The organism is Mesorhizobium sp. RCAM 05104 (assembly GCF_059683645.1).
The window spans coordinates 4,454,951-4,472,415 of sequence record NZ_CM185033.1; the positions used below are offsets into that span (position 1 = coordinate 4,454,951).

Here is a 17,465-nt window from a genome sequence, read left to right on the forward strand (position 1 = left end):
CTTACCCCTTCATCGCAATGATGCGCCGCGCGGCATTCAGGCCAGGAGCGCCGGAGACACCCCCACCCGGATGCGAGCCGGCCCCGGCAAGAAACAACCCTTCGATCGGTGTGTCATAGCCGGACCAACCGGAGACCGGCCGCGAGATCAGCATCTGGTCGGCCTGCAATTCGCCATGGTGCCAGTGGCCCCCCGGCATGCGGTAACGCGTCTCGATATCGGCCGGCGTCAGCAACTCGGCATGGACAACGCTCTTGCCGATGCCGGGTGCATAGACTTCGAGCTGCGCCATGACCGCCTGGAGGAATTTCGGCTTGCCGGCGTCCCAGCCTTCCTTCAACCCGTAGGGCGCGTATTGCACCACCGCCGACAACACGCAGGCGCCGCTCGGCGCGAGCGACGGGTCGGCAAGGCTGGGCAGCGTGATCTCCATCACCGGTTCGGGCGAGAACTCACCGTATTTGCATGGGTTGAAGGCGCGCTCGACGTGATCGGGCGAGGGGGCGATGACCAGCCGGCCCCTGTGGCCGGCGGCATCGACGCCGGTGAATTGCGGTGGCCGGTCGAGCGCCAGATTGAGCTTGGCCGCATCGCCCTTCATGCGGATGTTCTTCACCTTGCGCATGAACCCTGTGTCGATCTCGCGCGGACCGACAAGGTCGAGGAAGGTGGTCGCCGGATTGATTGCCGAGACGATGGTCCTGGCGTGCAGCACTTCGCCATTGTCGAGTGCGACGCCGACGGCGCGGCCTTTCTCGACGATGATCTTTGCCACCCGAGCCGATGCGCGGATCACCACGCCGGCGTTTTCCGCCGCGGCGCGGATGGCGGCGATCACCGCGCCCATGCCGCCTTGCGGCAGTGCCTGTGCTCCGGCCGCACCGGCGATCTCGCCAGCCAGGCGATAGTAGAGGCCGAGCAGTGAGGTCGGCGAGCGCGGGCCGAGATGGCTGCCAAGCGTCGCATCGAAGGCGAGCAGGCCTTTCAGCCTGACATCGGCAAGCTGCTCGTCAAGCAGGTCGGCGACATTCATCAGGAGCACGCGCAGGAAATCGCGCATGTCTTCCTTGCCGAGCTTCTTCAGCGCCAGCGCGGTCTGGCCGAGCCCTGCAGATTCAAGCAGCGACATGCCGGCGAGATCGGGCGGGCGGCGGGAGAGGAACGGCTTCAGGATGCCGGCATAGCGCAGCAATTGCGCGCGCAATTCCTTCCAGGCCGATTGCTCGGACGCGCTGGCGCCGGTCAGCACTTCGCCATAGGCGCCATGCAGGACAAGCGGCGGGCCGTCCTTCGACAGCGCAACCGATGGCACGAAGTCGGCGCGGGCGACCCTTAGCCCATGCTTTTCCAGGTCCAGCGTCTTCACCATTTCGGGGTGCAGCCGGTTGAGCAGATGGGCGACTGAAGAGACGCGAAAGCCCGGCGCGAATTCCTCGGTGCGCGCGGCGCCCCCGACTTCGCTCCCGGCTTCCAGCACCAGCACCTTGCGGCCGGCTTTCGCCAGCGTGGCGGCGGTGACGAGGCCGTTATGGCCGCCGCCGATGACGATGGCATCAAATGACGTCATGGGCTGGGCTCATATGCGAAGTGGACTTGGCGAGGTCGCGCAGGATCTCGGCAGCGGCATTGCGGCCGGGCGCACCCATGACGCCGCCGCCGGGATGGGTCGAGGAGCCGCATATATAGAGGCCACCGACCGGGGAGCGATACTGCGCGTAGCCCGGCACCGGGCGGTTGAACAGCAGCTGGTCGAAGGTCAGTTCGCCCTGAAAGATGTTGCCTTCGGTGAGGCCGACCTCGGCCTCGATCTCGCGCGGGGTGCGAACCTCCATGTGGACGATGCGGTCGCGGAAGCCGGGCGAGTATTCCGCGATCTGCGCGATCACGCTTTCGGCGAAGCCGTGGCGGTCGGCATCGGTCCATTCGCGGCCGTTCACCTTTGGCGGCGCGTATTGCACGAAGCAGCTCATGAAGTGTTTGCCAGGCGGCGCCATGGTCGGGTCGAGCGTCGTCGGGATGACCATGTCGAGGAACGGATCAGCCGACCAGCGCCCGGCCTTCCAGTCGTCATAGGCGCGCTCCATGCGCTCCATCGAATCGGTAAAATGCATGTCCCCGCGATAGACCGGCGAATCCTTCGGCAGCGCCGGGAATTCCGGCAGCGAATCGAGCGCGATGTTGACCTTGCCGGACGAGCCGCGGATCTTGAAGTTCCTGACCCGGCGAAGGAAGATGTCGGGCAGTTCCTTTTCCTCCACCAGCTTCAGGAAGGTGCGCTTAACGTCGGCATTGGAGACGACGAGCTTGCCACGGATCTCCTCGCCGCCGGCCAGCACGACGCCCCTGGCCTTGCCCCTGCCGACCAGCACATGGTCGACCTCGGCGCCGGTGCGGATGGTTCCGCCCGACGCCTTGAAGGACGCGGCCAGCGCCTTGGTCACCGCGCCCATGCCGCCGCGCGCATAGCCCCAGGCGCCGACCGAGCCATCGACCTCGCCCATGTAGTGGTGCAGCAGCACGTAGGCGGTGCCGGGTGACATCGGCCCGAGCGCGGTGCCGATGATGCCGGACAAAGCGAAGTTCGCCTTGATGACATCGGTCTCGAAATACTCGTCGAGGAATTCCGAGATCGACATGGTCCAGAAGCGCAGCGTCAGCGCCATCTCCTGCGCCGACAATCCGGCGAATTTCTTGCCGAGATAGAGAAGCTCGCCGAGGTCGCGCGGCCGCAAGCTGGTCGGGTCGGGAGCGGTGCGCATCAGGAGAGGCTGGATGAAGCGGCACTGCCGCGTCACGTCGCGGGCGTAGCGGTCATAGGCTTCGGCATCGCGCTTGGAAAAGCGGGCGAATTCGCGCCGGTGCGCATCGTGATCGCGGTAGTTGGCGAGGTAGTCGCCGTCGCGCGTGAACACCGCGCCGCCCTCATAGGCGATGACCTGCAGGCCGAAGCGCGGCAATTCAAGGTCGCGCATGATCTCGGGGCGGAACAACGAACAGACATAGGAGCAGTTGGAGTAGAGGAAGCCGGGCGTCAGTTCCCTGCTGGTGGCGGCGCCGCCGACCCAGTCGTTCTTCTCGACGACCAGCACATCGAGCCCGGCGCGCTGCAGATAGCAGGCGTTGACCAGGCCGTTATGTCCGCCGCCGATGATGATCGCATCCCAAGCTTTCATTCTGGCTCGCTCATTCTATCCGCCGCCGCTTCATTTTTGTGTGATCTGTCCCCGAATACGCGGAATTTTGGCACGGCGTCCGCCATTTTGTCCAGCTATTCTGAATGAATGTTCAACAAATGATATTGCGTTTTCCCGGGTATGCGCTACGCTTTGCCGGCATTCGACAATGCGCAATTCGGCGATTGGGGACCGAGGGCCGATGATCGAAACGGCAGATGCCGAGCCGGAGTATGACGACACCGCTATCCGCTTCCTCGAAGCGCTGTGGGGCGATGGTTATTTGTCGCCGGGCGGGCCGGACGAAGTCGACCGGGTGCTTGAAGGGCTTTCGCTCGAGGGCAAGACGATCCTCGACATCGGTTGTGGATCCGGCGGCATCACCCTGCATCTGGTCGAACGCCATGGCGCTGCCCACGTCACTGGCTTCGATGTCGAACAGCCTGTGATCGAGACAGCGAGGCAGCGCGCCGCCGTGCGTGGGCTCACGGATCGCACCAGTTTCATCCAGGCGGCGCCCGGACGCCTGCCTTTCGCCGACCACGCCTTCGATGCCGTCTTCTCCAAGGATGCGCTGCTGCACGTGCCTGACAAGGACGCGCTGTTCGCCGAGATCTTCCGGGTGCTGAAGCCGGGCGGCGTTTTCGCTGCCTCCAACTGGATGATCTCGCATGATGGCGAACCATCACCTGACATGAAGGCCTATGTCGCCGCCGAAGGCCTGTCCTTCGCCATGGCGTCACCGGCACGCTACGCGCAGGCGATGCGCCGGGCGGGCTTTGCCGACGTCACGGTCAGGGATCGCAATCCGTGGTATCGCGACGTCGCGCGCGGCGAACTGGAAAGGCTGAAGGGACCGCTCTACCCAACGGTCGCGGCCGCGGTTGGCGCGGCCTATGTCGACAAGAACATACGAACCTGGGAAGCCATGCAGAAGGTGCTTGACAGTGGCGAGCACCGTCCCACTCATCTTCGCGGTCGAAAGCCGGTTGGATAGCTGGCGATGCTGGAGACCATCAGACCCATGAAGACAGCAGAGGCCAGGCAAGCCCGCCTCGAACCGGCTCGGAAAAACGAATCCGAAAAGCGTGGCCGCAAGGCCTCGAAGGAGGTCAGGCAGCTTCAGCTCATCGAGGCGACGATCGATTCGCTGGCCAAGCGTGGCTATTCGGAGACGACGATGGCCGATGTTGCCGACGGTGCGGGTCTGTCGCGCGGTATCGTCAACTTTCATTTCGAGAGCAAGGAAAAGCTGCTCATCGCGACCTTGCAGCATATGTATGACGAGTACTCGGCGCACTGGCGCAATGCCCTGCAAAAGGCAGGCGATGATCCCGCCCATCAGCTTCACGCGCTGGTCTCTGCCGATTTCGACCGGTCGATCTGCAACAAGCGCAAGCTGGCAGCCTGGTGCGCCTTCTGGGGCGAGGCCAAGTCGCGGCCGACCTACCAGGCGCTGAGCAGCGCGCGAGATGCCGTCTATCAGACCATCTTCATCGACCTGTGCGCGACGCTCAAGCAGAGCGGCGGCTACGCCTATGAACCGCAAGTCATGGCGCTGGTGCTCAGCGCCATGCTGGAAGGTTTGTGGCTGCGATTGATGATGGGGACCGAAGACACGACCCGCGAGACCGCCTTGCAGGCGGCGAACGAATTCCTGGCGGCGGCATTCCCGAAACACTATCCGTCGAAGGCCGCCGGCGCGGCGGAGCCATAACAAAATCAGAACAAGACAGAGGATGGAACAGCAATGAAGACATTGACTCGACGCCTGACGCTGACACTGGCTTTGGCGGGAACATTGGCGGCCTCGGCCGCCGCACTGGCGATCGCCGCCGACAAGGACCTGATCGTGTTCGACTGGTCCGGTTATGAAGATCCCAGCTTCCATCCGAAATATGTCGAGAAGAACGGCGACTCGCCGACCTTCGCCTTCTTCGGCGATGAGGACGAGGCGTTCGAAAAGGTTCGCTCCGGCTTCAAGGCCGATCTTGGCCATCCCTGTTCGCAGAGCGTGGTGAAATGGCGCGAGGCAGGCCTGCTGCAGCCGCTCGACACCTCTAAGATATCAGGCTGGAAGGACCTCAATCCCGGCATCATGGCGATGAAGGATCTCGCCACCACGTCGGACGGCAAGGCGTGGTTCATGCCGTGGGACTGGGGCAACACGCAGCTCACCTACAACTCTTCCAAGATCGACGCCAAGGATGTGCAGTCGCTGAAGGCGTTCGCCGATCCCAAGTTCAAGGGCCGGGTGTCGATCGGCGACAATGTCGACGACGCCTACGCGCTGGCGAGCCTTGCCATCGGCCTCAAGGACTGGACCAAGATGACGGACGACCAGTTCAAGCAGGCGTCGGATTTCCTGCGCCAGGTGCACAAGAACGTGCGCTCCTACTGGACCGATACCACGGACGTCGTGCAGCTGTTGAGCGGCGGCGAGGTCGATCTCGCCTGGGCATGGAACGATGCAACGGTCCAGTCGGTTGCCGCCGGCGTGCCGATCAAGGCCAAGAAGGACACCGACGAAGGCATCTCGACCTGGGTCTGCGGCTATGTGCTGTTCAAGGATGCGCCCGGCAATGTCGACAAGGCCTATGACTATCTGAACGCGGTCAACGATCCGGAGACCGCCAAGGTGCTGGTCAAGGACTGGGGCTATGGTCAGGCCAACGCCAAGGGCATGGCCGGCGTCGACCAGGCGGTGCTGAAGGAAAAGGGCTATGACGACGTGCAGAAATTCATCGACAAGACGCTGTTCCAGTCGCCGGTGCCTTCCGATCTCAAGCTCAAGATGATCGCCGAATTCGAGAAGATCAAAGCCGGATATTGAGGCGTGTTTCGACGGCCCGTTCGTTCGCCGACAAGGCGAGCGGACGGGCTCGCCAAGTGAGCGGAATTCTCCTAACCTCGCAGCTGCTTTTTTTCGCGATGGGGGAATTTCGCGCCATGAAGTCAGTGCTACGCCGCCTTGCCCTTGCAGCCGTGTGCATGATCGGCGCCGGCGCGGTCTATGCCTTCGCGGAAGGCGGTGGGGATCTCGTGGTGTTCGACTGGTCGGGCTATGAGGACCCGCTGCTGCATCCGGCCTACGCCGCCAAATACGGCGCCGAGCCGACCTTCGCGTTCTTCGGCGACGAGGACGAAGCCTTCGAGAAGATGCGGGCGGGCTTCAAGGCCGACATCGCCCACCCCTGTTCGCAAAGCGTGGTCAAATGGCGCGAAGCCGGCATGTTGCAGCCGCTCGACACCGCCCGGATCGCCGGCTGGAAGGACCTCAATCCGGGCATCATGGCGATGAAGGATCTCGCCACGACCGCCGACGGCAAGGCCTGGTTCATGCCGTTCGACTGGGGTGACACTTCGCTGCTCTACCGCACCGACAAGGTCACGGCTGACCAGGCGCAGTCGCTCAGGATCTTCGCCGATCCGAAATTCAAGGGCCGCGTCACCATCGGCGACAATGTCGACGACGCCTACGCGCTGGCAAGCCTCGTCATCGGGCTGAAGGACTGGACCAAAATGACGGACGCGCAGTTCCAGGAGGCGTCGGCCTTCCTGCGCGATGTGCACAAGAACATCCGCTTCTACTGGACCGACGACACCGACCTCAACCAGGCTTTCATCGGCAATGAGGTCGACCTGGTCTGGGGCTGGAACGAGACCTTCGTTACGCTGAAGGGGCAAGGCATGCCGATCGCCATGAACCGCGACACCAAGGAGGGCATTTCGACCTGGGTGTGCGGCTATGCGCTGATGAAGGATGCGCCGGGCAAGCTCGATGAAGCCTATGATTTCCTCAGCGCGGTCAATGCGCCTGGCGTGTCGGACTACATGGTCAAGACCTTCGGCTACGGCCACGGCAATGGCGCCGGCATGGCAGCAATCGACCACAAGGTGCTGGTCGACCGTGGCTTCGACAATCTCGACAAGTTCCTCGACAAGACGCTGTTCCAGCAGCCGGTGGCGCCGGAACTCAAGCAGCGGATGGTCGCCGAGTTCGAGAAGATCAAGGCCGGCTATTGACGAGCGAACCGGAAAGAACCGACGTCGTCATCGTCGGTGCCGGCTTTACCGGCCTGTCGGCAGCGCTTGAGTTGAAGGCAGCTGGCATCGATTTCGTCCTGCTCGAAGCGCGCGACCGTGTCGGCGGGCGCGTCGAGGCGACATCAAACGGCCTTGGCGAGCGCGTCGACAGCGGCGGTCAGTTCCTGTGCGAGGATATGCCGGAGCTGATGGCGCTGCTGCGGGCGCGTGGCAAGACGCTGGTCGAGACTTTTGTCGACGGCGAATTCGTCTCCCAGCCAATCCTGTCCGCGAGAGAGGCCGAGCGCACCTATCTCGCCTCGATGGCGATCCGCGACCGCATGAATGCGATCGCACCGGACGATCCGACCATTGCCGGCTTGACCGTCGCCGCATGGCTCGATCGTCAGAGCGACCCTGAAGCGGCCAAGGCGGCGTTTCGCTCGATGATCGAAGGCCTGTGGTGCCAGGCACTGGAAAAGATGCCGCTCTGGCACCTTATCGACAATGATCGCCGCATCACCAATGAGGTGTCTGAACTGCAGTATTTCGTGCGCGAAACCATGCATTCGCTGGCCGACGATCTGGCCCGCGATCTCGGCGATCGGCTGCGGCTGAGCACAGCGGTCACGGTGATCGAACACGGGCCGGGAAGGGTTCGTCTCGCCTCGACGGCTGGCACCATCGAGGCTCGGACGGTGTTGATCGCAGTGCCGCCGGTGATGGCCGCGAAACTGGATTTTTCGCCACCGCTGCCGGCGGCCTTGGCCGGGGCGCTCGGCGTCTGGGAAAGCGGCGCCGTGATCAAGGTGCTGGTGCGCTATCCCACAGCCTTCTGGCGCGACCACGGCCTGAGCGGCATGGTGATGTGGCGTGACCTGCCTGGGCTTTTTGCCTGTGATGCCGGCAAGGACGATGACCATGCGGCGCTGGTGGTCTTTATCGGAGGGCCGCTCGCCTCGCGCTGGCGCGAACTTGGCGATGCTGCACTGCGCGTCGAAGTGACGGCGAGGCTGGTCGAAGCTCTTGGCGCGCAAGCGGCTGGCATCCTTGATTTCAGCTGTCGCGACTGGACGCATGACCGCTGGAGCGGCGGCGCGTACGGCGATCTCATCATCGATACGACGGCAACCGATGCCGAGCGCACGCTCCTGGCAGGTGCCGCGCCGGTCCATTTCGCCAGTTCGGAATTGTCGCCATCATTCCCAGGCTATGTCGAAGGCGCGATCGTTGCCGGGCGCATCGCCGCGCGCAAGGTCATGGCAGAGCTTCAGTCCGCCATCGCCACCAGCGCTTCTGGATCATAGGCGAGGCGGATCGAGGTGCCGACCGGGATGTCGTCGGCGCCGAAGTCGTTGGTCTCGGTCACCGACAGCGGCTTTTCCAGTCCCGGTATCTCGACGATCAGATGGGTGATCTCGCCGAAGTAGTGGCGTTCGACCACCTTGCCGGCGACTTCGAACTTGGCTGTCGCATTGTCCCACAGCACGCGCAGGCGTTCAGGCCTGATGCCGAGCGTGGCGGCGGCGCCGTTGCGCACAAAGGCCTTCGGCTTGTCGGTCTTGACGCGGCCGAAGCCCAGCGTGTCGACGACCAATGAGGCGCCGTTCTCCTCGACGATCTCGGCCTTGACGAAATTCATGCCGCCGAGGAAGTCGGCGACCTGGCGGTTGACCGGCCGCTGGTAGATTTCCTTGGGCGAGGCGACCTGCGCGATCCTGCCGCCGAACATCACGGCGATGCGGTCGGACATGGCCAGCGCCTCATACTGGTCGTGGGTGACAAGGACGAAGGTGATGCCAACCGCCTGCTGCAGGCGGCGCAGCTCGACCTGCATCTGCTCGCGCAGCTTCTTGTCGAGCGCCGACAGCGGTTCGTCGAGCAAGAGCACCTTGGGACGCATCACCAGCGCGCGGGCGAGCGCCACCCGCTGCCGCTGGCCGCCGGAAAGCTCGGTGGCAAGGCGCTTGCCGAGGCCAGTCAGCGAGACCTGCGCCAGCGCCTCCTCGACACGGCGCTTCTCTTCGCCGCCCTTCAGCTTCAGCCGCTTCAGTCCGTAGGCGACGTTCTGCTCGACATTGAGATGCGGGAAGATCGCATAGCTCTGGAACACCATGTTGGTCGGCCGGCGATTGGCCGGGATGCCTTCCATCGGTTGCCCGCCGACCGAGATCGAACCGCTGGTCGGGTTGTCGAAGCCGGCGATCATCCGCAGCAGCGTGGTCTTGCCGCAGCCTGAGGGGCCGAGCAGGGAGAAAAATTCACCCTCCTTGATGGTCAGCGAAGCGTCGTCGAGCGCCTTGAACGCCCCATAGCTGCGGGTGACGTTGCGGATCTCAATCATGGGCCGATCAGTTTGGGGCCGCTCGGACTGGGCACGCTCGCTCTGGGACTGCTCAGGCATAGAGGCCTCCCTCGTTCTGGGTGCGTCTGGCGGCACGGCGGCGCAGGATTTCGGCGATTGTCATCAGCAGGAAAGAGGCAACCAGCAACAGCGTGCCCAGCGCCAGCACGCCTGGCAGTTTCGCCGCGAAGCGCAACTGACCCCAGATGTAGATCGGCAGCGTCGCTTCGGTGCCGGTCAGGAAGAAGGCGATGATGAACTCGTCGAGCGAAATGGTGAAGCAGACCAGCAGGCTGGAAATGATGGCCGGCGCCACCATCGGCAGCGTCACGCGCCGGAAGGTGCCGAAGGCACTCTCGCCGAGATCGGCGGAGGCCTCTTCCAGGCTGCGGTCGAAGCCTTCGAAGCCGGACGTCAGCACGGTCATCGAATAGGGGATGCAGACCAGCACGTGGCCAAGCACCACGGTGAAGAGCGACAGACTCAAGCCCAGTTGCAGCATCACCAGCAGCATCGAGATGGCGACGATCACTTCGGGCAGCACCAGCGGCGCCATGATCAGGCCGTTGATGGCGCGGCGGCCGGGGTAGCGGTAGCGGGTGATCGAACGGGCGGCGAGGATGCCGAGCACGGTGGAGAGGATCGCGGCCGACACGCCGACGATCAGGCTGTTCCAGGCGGCGTCGAGCAGGGCCGGGGTGCGCGGCAGGTCCTCGTACCAATGCAAGGTGAAGCCGGTGAGCGGGAATTTCGGCGTCGCCGCCGTGTTGATCGAGAAGATCGGCAGGAAGATCACAGGCAGATAGAGGAAGACCACATAGAGGAACGCGTAGGCCGGCAGCCAGCCGCCGGCCAGGAAGCGCCGCGCCGCCGTCATCGCGCCAGCCTCTGCAGGGCGCGGATGATCAGCACCGTGGCGCCCGCCATCAGCGTCACGATCACCATGGTGGTGACGGAAAGGGCAGCGCCCAGCGGCCAGTTGGAGGCCTTGCCGAACTGCGCCTGGATGGCATTGGCGATCATGACGCCGTCCTTGCCGCCGACGAGCTTCGGCGTGACATAATCGCCGACGGTCGGGATCATGACGATCAGCGCCGCCGAGATGACGCCGGGTGCGGACAGCGGCAAGGTCACGCGCAGGAACGAGCGCAGCGGGCCGTCGCCGAGATCGGTGGCTGCCTCGACCAGTGTGCGGTCGACCTTTTCCAGCGAAACGAAGATCGGCAGGATGGCGAAGGCCGCCCAGGCATGGGTCAGCGTGATGATCACGGCGCTGGAATTGTAAAGCAGCGCCGTCGACGGCTCGTCGATGATGCCAAGGCCCATCAGGCCGGAATTGAGGACGCCGTTGTAACCGAGGATGACCTTCCACGACATCACGCGCAAGAGATAGCTGGTCCAGAACGGGATGGTGATGAGAAACAGCCACAGGCTCTTGTGACGGCCGCCATGGAAGGAAATGAAATAGGCGATCGGATAGGCCAGCAGGACGGTGAGCAGACTGACCGTCAGCGAGATGTAGAGCGAGCGCCACAGCAAATCCCGGTAGATCGGCTCGGTCAGCGCGATGCGGTAGTTCTCCAATGTGAAGCTGCGGTCGATGGTCAGGTAGTGCTGCGTCCAGAAGGAATGGGCGATGACCACCAGGATCGGCAGGACCAGAAGGATGAGCGCGTAGACAAGGGTCGGGCTGATCAGGGCAAGACCCTGCACGGGTTCGGACTGCAGAAGGGCATTTCGTCTGGCCCGCGTCATGCGCAACGGGGGCGACCCTTCCGCAGTCGCCGTCATTGCAGGGCTCCGGGTGTGACCTCGGTTGCTGGCCTGGACCGTTCCGCCATGCGGCATCCCATTGTGCTGGCGCCGGCTCTCTGTTCCCCTTGCCGGCTTTCTTTCATCATGCGCGCATACGCGGATTGAAATCAAGCGCCAATTCTGCGATATTGATTGAACGGACATTCAAAATTTGATGGAGTAAGCCGGCATTTCCGGCGTTAGCACCGAATTTCATGTCCGAGAAAAATTCGACGAAATGGTGCGAGGCAATGATGGCGGCTGCCAGGGATATGAAGGCGACGGAAATGGCCCGGGCCGCGGAGGACGATGCGGTCGAACTGGCCAAGCGCCATCTCATCCAGCCCTGGCCGTTCGCCGGCTCGGTCGGTGCCGAGGCGCGCGCGCTGATCGGCGAAGGCGACGGCATCTACATCACCGACAGCACCGGCAAACGGTTGATCGACGGGCCTGCCGGCATGTGGTGCGTCAATGTCGGCCACCGCCGCGAGGAACTTGCCAAGGTGATGTACGACCAGGCGATGGCGCTGTCCTACAACACGCCCTGGTACACGATGAACGCGCCGTCGGCCGAACTTGCCATGCGCATAGCCGGCCATGCGCCGGGCGATCTCAGCCACGTCTTCTACACCACCGGCGGCTCTTCGGCCGTCGAGACGGCGCTGCGCTTCATGCAGTTCTACAACAATGTGCGTGGCCGGCCGGAAAAGAAGCTGATCCTGAGCCGGGGCGGCGCCTATCACGGCTCGACCTATCTGTCGGCCTCGCTCAACGGCCGCCCGCGCGACCGCGACTGGATGGACGGCGCCGACGAGCTGGTGATCAAGCTGTCTTCGCCGGATCCGTTCCGCCGTCCACAAGGCATGAGCCTTGCCGCCTTCACCGATTTTCTCGTCGACCAGTTCCGCGACACGGTCGCCCGCGTCGGCGCCGACAGGATCGGCGCTTTCGTTGGCGAGCCGGTGCAGGCATCCGGTGGCGTCATCGTGCCGCCCGACGGCTATCTCAAGCGCATCCGCGAGATCTGCCGCGACAACGACATCCTCTATGTTTCCGACGAGGTGGTGACGGCTTTCGGCCGGCTAGGCCATGTCTTCGCCTCTGGCGACGTGTTCGGCATCGATCCGGACATGATCACCTTCGCCAAGGGCGTCACCTCGGGTTACTTCCCGCTTGGCGGCGTCATCATATCGGAGCGTCTGCTGGAGGAACTGCGGCGTTCGAACCATCCGGACGCGATGTTCGGCCATGGCCTGACCTACACCAGCCATCCCATCGGCTGCGCCGTGGCACTGAAAAACCTCGATCTGCTGGAGGAGAGTGTGCTTGCCCACACGCAAGAGGTCGCGCCCTATTTCCAGGCGCGACTGAAGACCTTGGAAGAGCTGCCGCTGGTAGGCGAGGTGCGGGGCGTGGGGCTGATGGGCTGCGTCGAATGCGTCGCGGACCGCGAAAGCAAGGATCCGCTGCAGCTCGACAAGGATGTCGGCAAGCGCATCGATGCGCATTGCCACGAGCTTGGCCTTTTGGTCCGGCCGCTGATCAACATGTGCGTGATGTCGCCACCGCTGATCATTTCGCGAGAGCAGATCGACGACATGGTCGGCATCTTGCGCGAAGGCATTTCGCGCACGATGGATGATCTCAGGAAAGAAGGGGTGTGGCGGGGATGACGGCCGATCTCCCCAGGTGAGGGAGATCGCCAGCTCTGCCTTCGTGCCTACGACCGCGACCTGAGCGCGTCGTTCAAATTCCACATGTCCTTCTCCTCGGGCGCGGTCTCCAGCCCCAGCACCGGCAGCATCTTGCGCAGATGGTCGTGATGGGTGCGCACGCCATATTCGAGATCCGAGAGGTAGAAGCCCTCGAAGGCTTCGGACAGCATGGATTCGTTCGACCACACCGAGAGCTGCACGTCTTCCGACATCGTATCGCGGTCGATGCGGAAGGACAGGTAGCGGGCGGCGGCCTGCTCGCGGCTTTCGTCGCGATAGCGGTAGATGGCGCCGCGCAGCAGCGTCTCACCCGTCGACAGCGGAAACTCCTGATAGAACTGCACCGATTCCGGCATCACCGAGATGACCGCATTGGGGAAGATGCCGTAATAGACCCAGGCCTTCTTCAGATAGTCCGGCAGATGCGCCGGCTCCGGCGCGATCTTGACATAGTTCCTGACGCTCCAGCGGCGGCCGGCATGCGGGTTGTAGGTGGCGAAGGAGCGTGACACGCCATTGATGAAGGGTTCGTCGAAATAAGTGGCGCCATAAAGATCCTGCAAGGCGGGATGCGCCATGGCGACATGGTAGCCTTCATTGTCGACGTCGCGCACCGACTTCCAGTTGACCGGGGTCTTCTGGGTCCAGATACCCCAGGAAGGCACCATGTCGGCGGCCTTGTAATGCGCGAATTCGGGCTCGATCGGCTTCATCAGCTCGGCGACCGACGGCTGCGGGCCACCGTTGCGGAAGCGGATGAAGATGAAGCCCATCCAGACTTCGAGATCGAGCGGCATCAGGCCGAACTCGGTTTTGTCGAGATCGGGGAAGGAGCGCGGCCGCGCCGCACCGCGCAGCGTGCCGTCGAGATTGTAGACCCAGCCGTGGAAAGGGCAGACCAGGGCGTTCTTGCAATTGCCCTGGCTGTCGGCGACGACGCGGCTGCCGCGATGGCGGCACATATTGTTGAAGCCGCGCACCACGCCGTCCTTGCCGCGCACGATCAATGCCCGCTCCCCAACCACGTCCATGGTCAGATAGTCGCCGACATTCGGCAGGTCGGAGACGTGGCCGACGATCTGCCAATGATTGCGGAAGACATGCTCTTTCTCCAGCTCGAGAAGGGCATCGGAGTGATAACTCCAGCCCGGCAGGCCTCGCCTGTCCCAATCATTGGGGATCGCCACGTCACGGAGGTGCGGGTTCATGGGCGGGTCTTCTTTTTATTGAACGACTGTTCAATAAAATCATATTTTTCATTGAAATGCAATGGCTTGTAGAAATACGAGGCTCGCATGAACCCTCATTGGAGCCGCCCTGAAACCGGTGCGGCCGAAGAAAACCCCGAGAATTCCGAGCCTTAACATGGGTTGTGGAGCGCGCTTTCCGCGTCGGCATCAACGCTTGATGCGGGAGAAATCTCGCCCGTTTCCCGCAGAAAAAATGTGCCCCGCTGGCCGGAGTGTGAGGTCGCTCATAGTTCGACTGGCTGCGTTTGAGCTTTGCTGCCTAACATCGATAGCTCAGCAACATCCTGATCGCGCACATGAAACAGCTTCGCAAACGAACCAATGCATCGGAAAGTGACCGATTTTGCCCGGATATGCCCGTATCCGTTGTTTCGGAGCTGTTACACGGGCATCCCTCACGTATCATTCGCCCGTTACCAAGTGCGGTTAAATTCGTTTTATAGAAAAAAGAAAATCGACGAAGGGAACGACGATGCATGAGAAAGTCCAGATTGCCAGCGCCGAGCGCCGCCTCCAGGCTCCAGAGCGCTCTGACCGCCGCCCGAAACTGGCACTGCGCCAGCGCGCCAGCGACCACCCCATGGCGATGTTCATGGCGCTGGCTGCTTGCGCCTTCGCCGGCATGGCGTTCACCCCGACGGTCGGGCCAGCCTTCGCTTCCTTGAATCCGCCAGCCAACATCGTCGAAGGCGCATCGACAACGACCAAGACCGCGCGCCTGCCGGTGCCGACGATCGATTTCGCCTGCAAGGGGCAGTCATGGGGCGCCGAGAGCGTGGATTGCCTGCGCGCCATCGCCGAGCAGTCGGGGACGCACAAGGCCCGCGCCATCCGCATGATCGCCAACGCCGCGCCGCTGACCAACACGCCGAACATTTTCTGATTCTTGTCGAAGCATGATCCCGAAATTCGGTTCCCACTTCGGGACCATGCTCTGACCTCCCCGAGCGCTTCCTCCAGCGCTCCCTTCGGCTCCCGCCCGCATGTCGGCCGGGAGCCTTTTTTCTATCCTTTGAATGTCGCCTGTTCGGCAATGGCCGACAGCACGCTGCGCACATCCAGCGTGCTGAACGGTTTTTCCAGGATCTGCGGCCGCTGCTGCGCCGGCAGGGCCTCGATTTCGGCTTTCGCGCCGATCAGGTCGCCGGTGACCAGCACGAAACGCCGGGCCAATCCAGGCCTTTCGGCAAGCAACTCCCGATAGATTGCAATGCCGCTGGTGCCGGGCATGCGCAGGTCCGAAAAGACGATGTCCGGCGGCATATGGCCGTCCAGGGTGGCAGCCCCGGATTCCCAGACGGGTGCGACCCGCGACTTGATGCCCATCAATTCGAGAATGTCGGAGAGCGAGCCGGCGACATCGGGCTCGTCATCGATGATCAAGGCATGGCGCAAGCCGCTCGAGCGCGGCTGGTTCTCGCCGGCAATGGCGATGCCAGCCGAAATGGCCGGCAGCTGGACGACGAAACGCGCCCCTCTCGGCAGCACTTCCTCGAACCAGACATTGCCATTGTGCCGCTCGATGATCGATTTCGAGATCGACAGGCCGATGCCGGTGCCGACGCCGACCGGCTTGGTGGTGAAATAGGATTCGAAGATGCGGTTGCGGATCGCTTCCGGCACGCCAGGGCCATTGTCCTCGACCGAGAAGCCGGGTTTGCCCAGTTCGCTGCGGAAGGTGCGCACCTTGATCAGCCGGTCGCCGGCGACGCCGGCCAGCGCATGCTGGCTGTTGATGAGGAAATTGGCCGCCACCTGTGTCACATGATCGGCGTCGGCCATCGCCAGCAGCGGACCGGCAGCGAAATCGGTGTCGATGATGATGCCGCTCGATCGCGCGCCATAGGCGGTCACCTCGAGTGCCGCGCGGATCACCTGGTTGAGATCGGTCTCGGCTTGTGCCGCGGGATGCAGGCGGACCATCGACAGGAAGCTCTTGACGATGCGGCCGCAGCGCTCGGCGGCGGCACGCACTTTCTCGGCGCGGACCTTGGTCTGCGGATCCGAGGCGAATTCGTGCAGCAGCGTCGATTGCGCCACCACCACGGCCAGCGGGTTGTTGAGCTCGTGCGAGACGCCGGCCAGCAGCGAGCCCATCGCCGCCATCTTCTCGTTCTGATGCAGCTTTTCGCGCTGCCGGTTGATCTCCTCCTCGGCGCGCAGCCTGTCGCGCAGGTCGCGGATCGACCCGAAGATCAGGCGACGGTCGGCGACGCGCATCTCGGTCGCCGTCAGCTCGATCGGAAACACCTCGCCGGCGGCATTCTGCGTCACCGTCTCGAGTCGCTGGCCGACCATCGGCGCGCCGCGGCCCGACATATAGTCGGCGCCCGACGAATAGCCCTTGCGGTAGTATTCCGGCACGACGGTATCGAGCAGGTCCTTGCCGAGGATGTCGCTGCGCTGGAAGCCGAACATCTTTTCGGCGGCCGGGTTGAATTCGATGATCGATCCGGCCTCGTCGATGACGATGATGGCGTCGAGCGAGGCCTGCAGCATGGTGCGGCGGATGACCTCGCTGGCATGGGCATCGGAGGGCGAGCGTTCGATGGCGTCGCCGATGGCGAGCGCGATGATGTGCAGCGTCGCCTCTTCCTCGTCGGTCCACTCCCGCTCGTCGACGCAATCGTTGACCGCCAGTGTGCCCCAGAGATGGCCATGCGCGAAGACGGACACCGACAGGAACGACTTGATGTTCTGCTTTTCGAAATCGGTTCTCAGAAAGCCCTCGAGGTTGCGCGTATGGCCGGCGAAGACCTTGCCTTGCCGTTCGTCCTCGGCCAACCGCTCCAGCAGCGGATCCGAATTGACGATCGATTGCATGATAACGGTGGGCGACGCCAGCTCGCCGCCGAAATCCGGGTCGATCCAGTAGGCGGCGACCGACTGGGCGAAACCCTGGCCGGGCAGCTCGCGCAAGCGGAACAGGATGCCGCGCTGGCATTCCATGGCGCGGCACAGCGTTTCGAGGATGCCCTCCATCTCGCGCTGCCAGTCGCCGGCCTCGCGCAGCCGGCGAACGACACGCACGGCCGCCATCGCCGCGCCCTGGCGGTCGCCGTGCATGTCCGTGCGTGCTGCGTCAGTGGTCATGGTCAGCAGTCATGGTCGGCTGTCATCTAGACCCACATTAGCAAATTTTGGAATTTGGTGGGTCTGGATT

14 protein-coding genes are annotated in these 17,465 nt (G+C 63.4%); 7 read left to right on the plus strand and 7 right to left on the minus strand.

The window, feature by feature from the left end; translation table 11 throughout:
• Window position 1 precedes the first annotated feature (1 nt).
• A complete protein-coding gene (locus AC56QP_RS21850; protein WP_489858108.1) occupies window positions 2-1,567 on the minus strand; it encodes a phytoene desaturase family protein in 1,566 nt (521 codons plus the stop codon).
• Window positions 1,554-3,173, minus strand: coding sequence for a phytoene desaturase family protein (locus tag AC56QP_RS21855; RefSeq protein WP_489858107.1), 1,620 nt, complete (start codon window positions 3,171-3,173; stop codon window positions 1,554-1,556). The genes AC56QP_RS21850 and AC56QP_RS21855 overlap by 14 nt, the downstream gene beginning before the upstream one ends.
• A 202-nt stretch (window positions 3,174-3,375) precedes the next feature.
• Here AC56QP_RS21855 and AC56QP_RS21860 point away from each other — a divergent pair, with 202 nt between their 5' ends.
• The 5 genes from AC56QP_RS21860 to AC56QP_RS21880 all read left to right on the plus strand — a co-directional run bounded on the left by AC56QP_RS21860 (window position 3,376) and on the right by AC56QP_RS21880 (window position 8,506).
• Window positions 3,376-4,170, plus strand: a complete 795-nt coding sequence (locus AC56QP_RS21860) for a class I SAM-dependent methyltransferase (RefSeq protein WP_489858106.1) — start codon at window positions 3,376-3,378, stop codon at window positions 4,168-4,170.
• 6 nt (window positions 4,171-4,176) lie between these two features.
• The gene (gene betI, locus AC56QP_RS21865) at window positions 4,177-4,890 is read left to right on the plus strand and encodes a transcriptional regulator BetI (protein ID WP_489858105.1); all 714 of its coding nucleotides are present in this window, start codon (window positions 4,177-4,179) and stop codon (window positions 4,888-4,890) included.
• Between the two features lie 33 nt (window positions 4,891-4,923).
• Window positions 4,924-6,006: an ABC transporter substrate-binding protein gene (locus AC56QP_RS21870; RefSeq protein WP_489858104.1), complete on the plus strand. Its 1,083-nt coding sequence runs from the start codon at window positions 4,924-4,926 to the stop codon at window positions 6,004-6,006.
• A gap of 116 nt (window positions 6,007-6,122) precedes the next feature.
• Entirely contained in the window at window positions 6,123-7,199 is a 1,077-nt protein-coding gene (locus AC56QP_RS21875; RefSeq protein WP_489858103.1) for an extracellular solute-binding protein, read from the plus strand.
• Window positions 7,196-8,506 (plus strand): flavin monoamine oxidase family protein, encoded by a 1,311-nt coding sequence (locus AC56QP_RS21880; protein WP_489858102.1) that lies wholly within the window; start codon window positions 7,196-7,198, stop codon window positions 8,504-8,506. Before AC56QP_RS21875 ends, AC56QP_RS21880 begins: the two co-directional genes overlap by 4 nt.
• On the opposite strand, the gene AC56QP_RS21885 is transcribed toward AC56QP_RS21880, so the two are convergent.
• The 3 genes from AC56QP_RS21885 to AC56QP_RS21895 are packed head-to-tail and all read right to left on the minus strand — an operon-like array spanning window position 8,470 to window position 11,334.
• On the minus strand, window positions 8,470-9,543 hold the full coding sequence (locus tag AC56QP_RS21885) for an ABC transporter ATP-binding protein (protein WP_489858101.1): 1,074 nt from the start codon (window positions 9,541-9,543) through the stop codon (window positions 8,470-8,472). The two genes, AC56QP_RS21880 and AC56QP_RS21885, sit on opposite strands and share 37 nt — an antisense overlap.
• A gap of 52 nt (window positions 9,544-9,595) precedes the next feature.
• Entirely contained in the window at window positions 9,596-10,420 is an 825-nt protein-coding gene (locus tag AC56QP_RS21890; RefSeq protein WP_489858100.1) for an ABC transporter permease, read from the minus strand.
• Window positions 10,417-11,334: an ABC transporter permease gene (locus tag AC56QP_RS21895; RefSeq protein ID WP_489858099.1), complete on the minus strand. Its 918-nt coding sequence runs from the start codon at window positions 11,332-11,334 to the stop codon at window positions 10,417-10,419. Before AC56QP_RS21895 ends, AC56QP_RS21890 begins: the two co-directional genes overlap by 4 nt.
• A gap of 257 nt (window positions 11,335-11,591) precedes the next feature.
• Between AC56QP_RS21895 and AC56QP_RS21900 the strand changes: the two genes are divergently transcribed.
• Window positions 11,592-13,010: an aminotransferase gene (locus AC56QP_RS21900; RefSeq protein WP_489863545.1), complete on the plus strand. Its 1,419-nt coding sequence runs from the start codon at window positions 11,592-11,594 to the stop codon at window positions 13,008-13,010.
• A 47-nt stretch (window positions 13,011-13,057) separates the two neighbouring features.
• On the opposite strand, the gene AC56QP_RS21905 is transcribed toward AC56QP_RS21900, so the two are convergent.
• Window positions 13,058-14,260, minus strand: coding sequence for an aromatic ring-hydroxylating oxygenase subunit alpha (locus AC56QP_RS21905; RefSeq protein WP_489858098.1), 1,203 nt, complete (start codon window positions 14,258-14,260; stop codon window positions 13,058-13,060).
• A gap of 514 nt (window positions 14,261-14,774) precedes the next feature.
• Here AC56QP_RS21905 and AC56QP_RS21910 point away from each other — a divergent pair.
• Complete coding sequence (locus AC56QP_RS21910) at window positions 14,775-15,185, plus strand: hypothetical protein (RefSeq protein WP_489858097.1); 411 nt, start codon at window positions 14,775-14,777, stop codon at window positions 15,183-15,185.
• Between the two features lie 122 nt (window positions 15,186-15,307).
• Here the strand turns inward: AC56QP_RS21910 and AC56QP_RS21915 are convergent, their stop codons facing one another.
• The gene (locus AC56QP_RS21915; protein WP_489858096.1) at window positions 15,308-17,395 is read right to left on the minus strand and encodes a PAS domain S-box protein; all 2,088 of its coding nucleotides are present in this window, start codon (window positions 17,393-17,395) and stop codon (window positions 15,308-15,310) included.
• Window positions 17,396-17,465 lie beyond the last annotated feature (70 nt).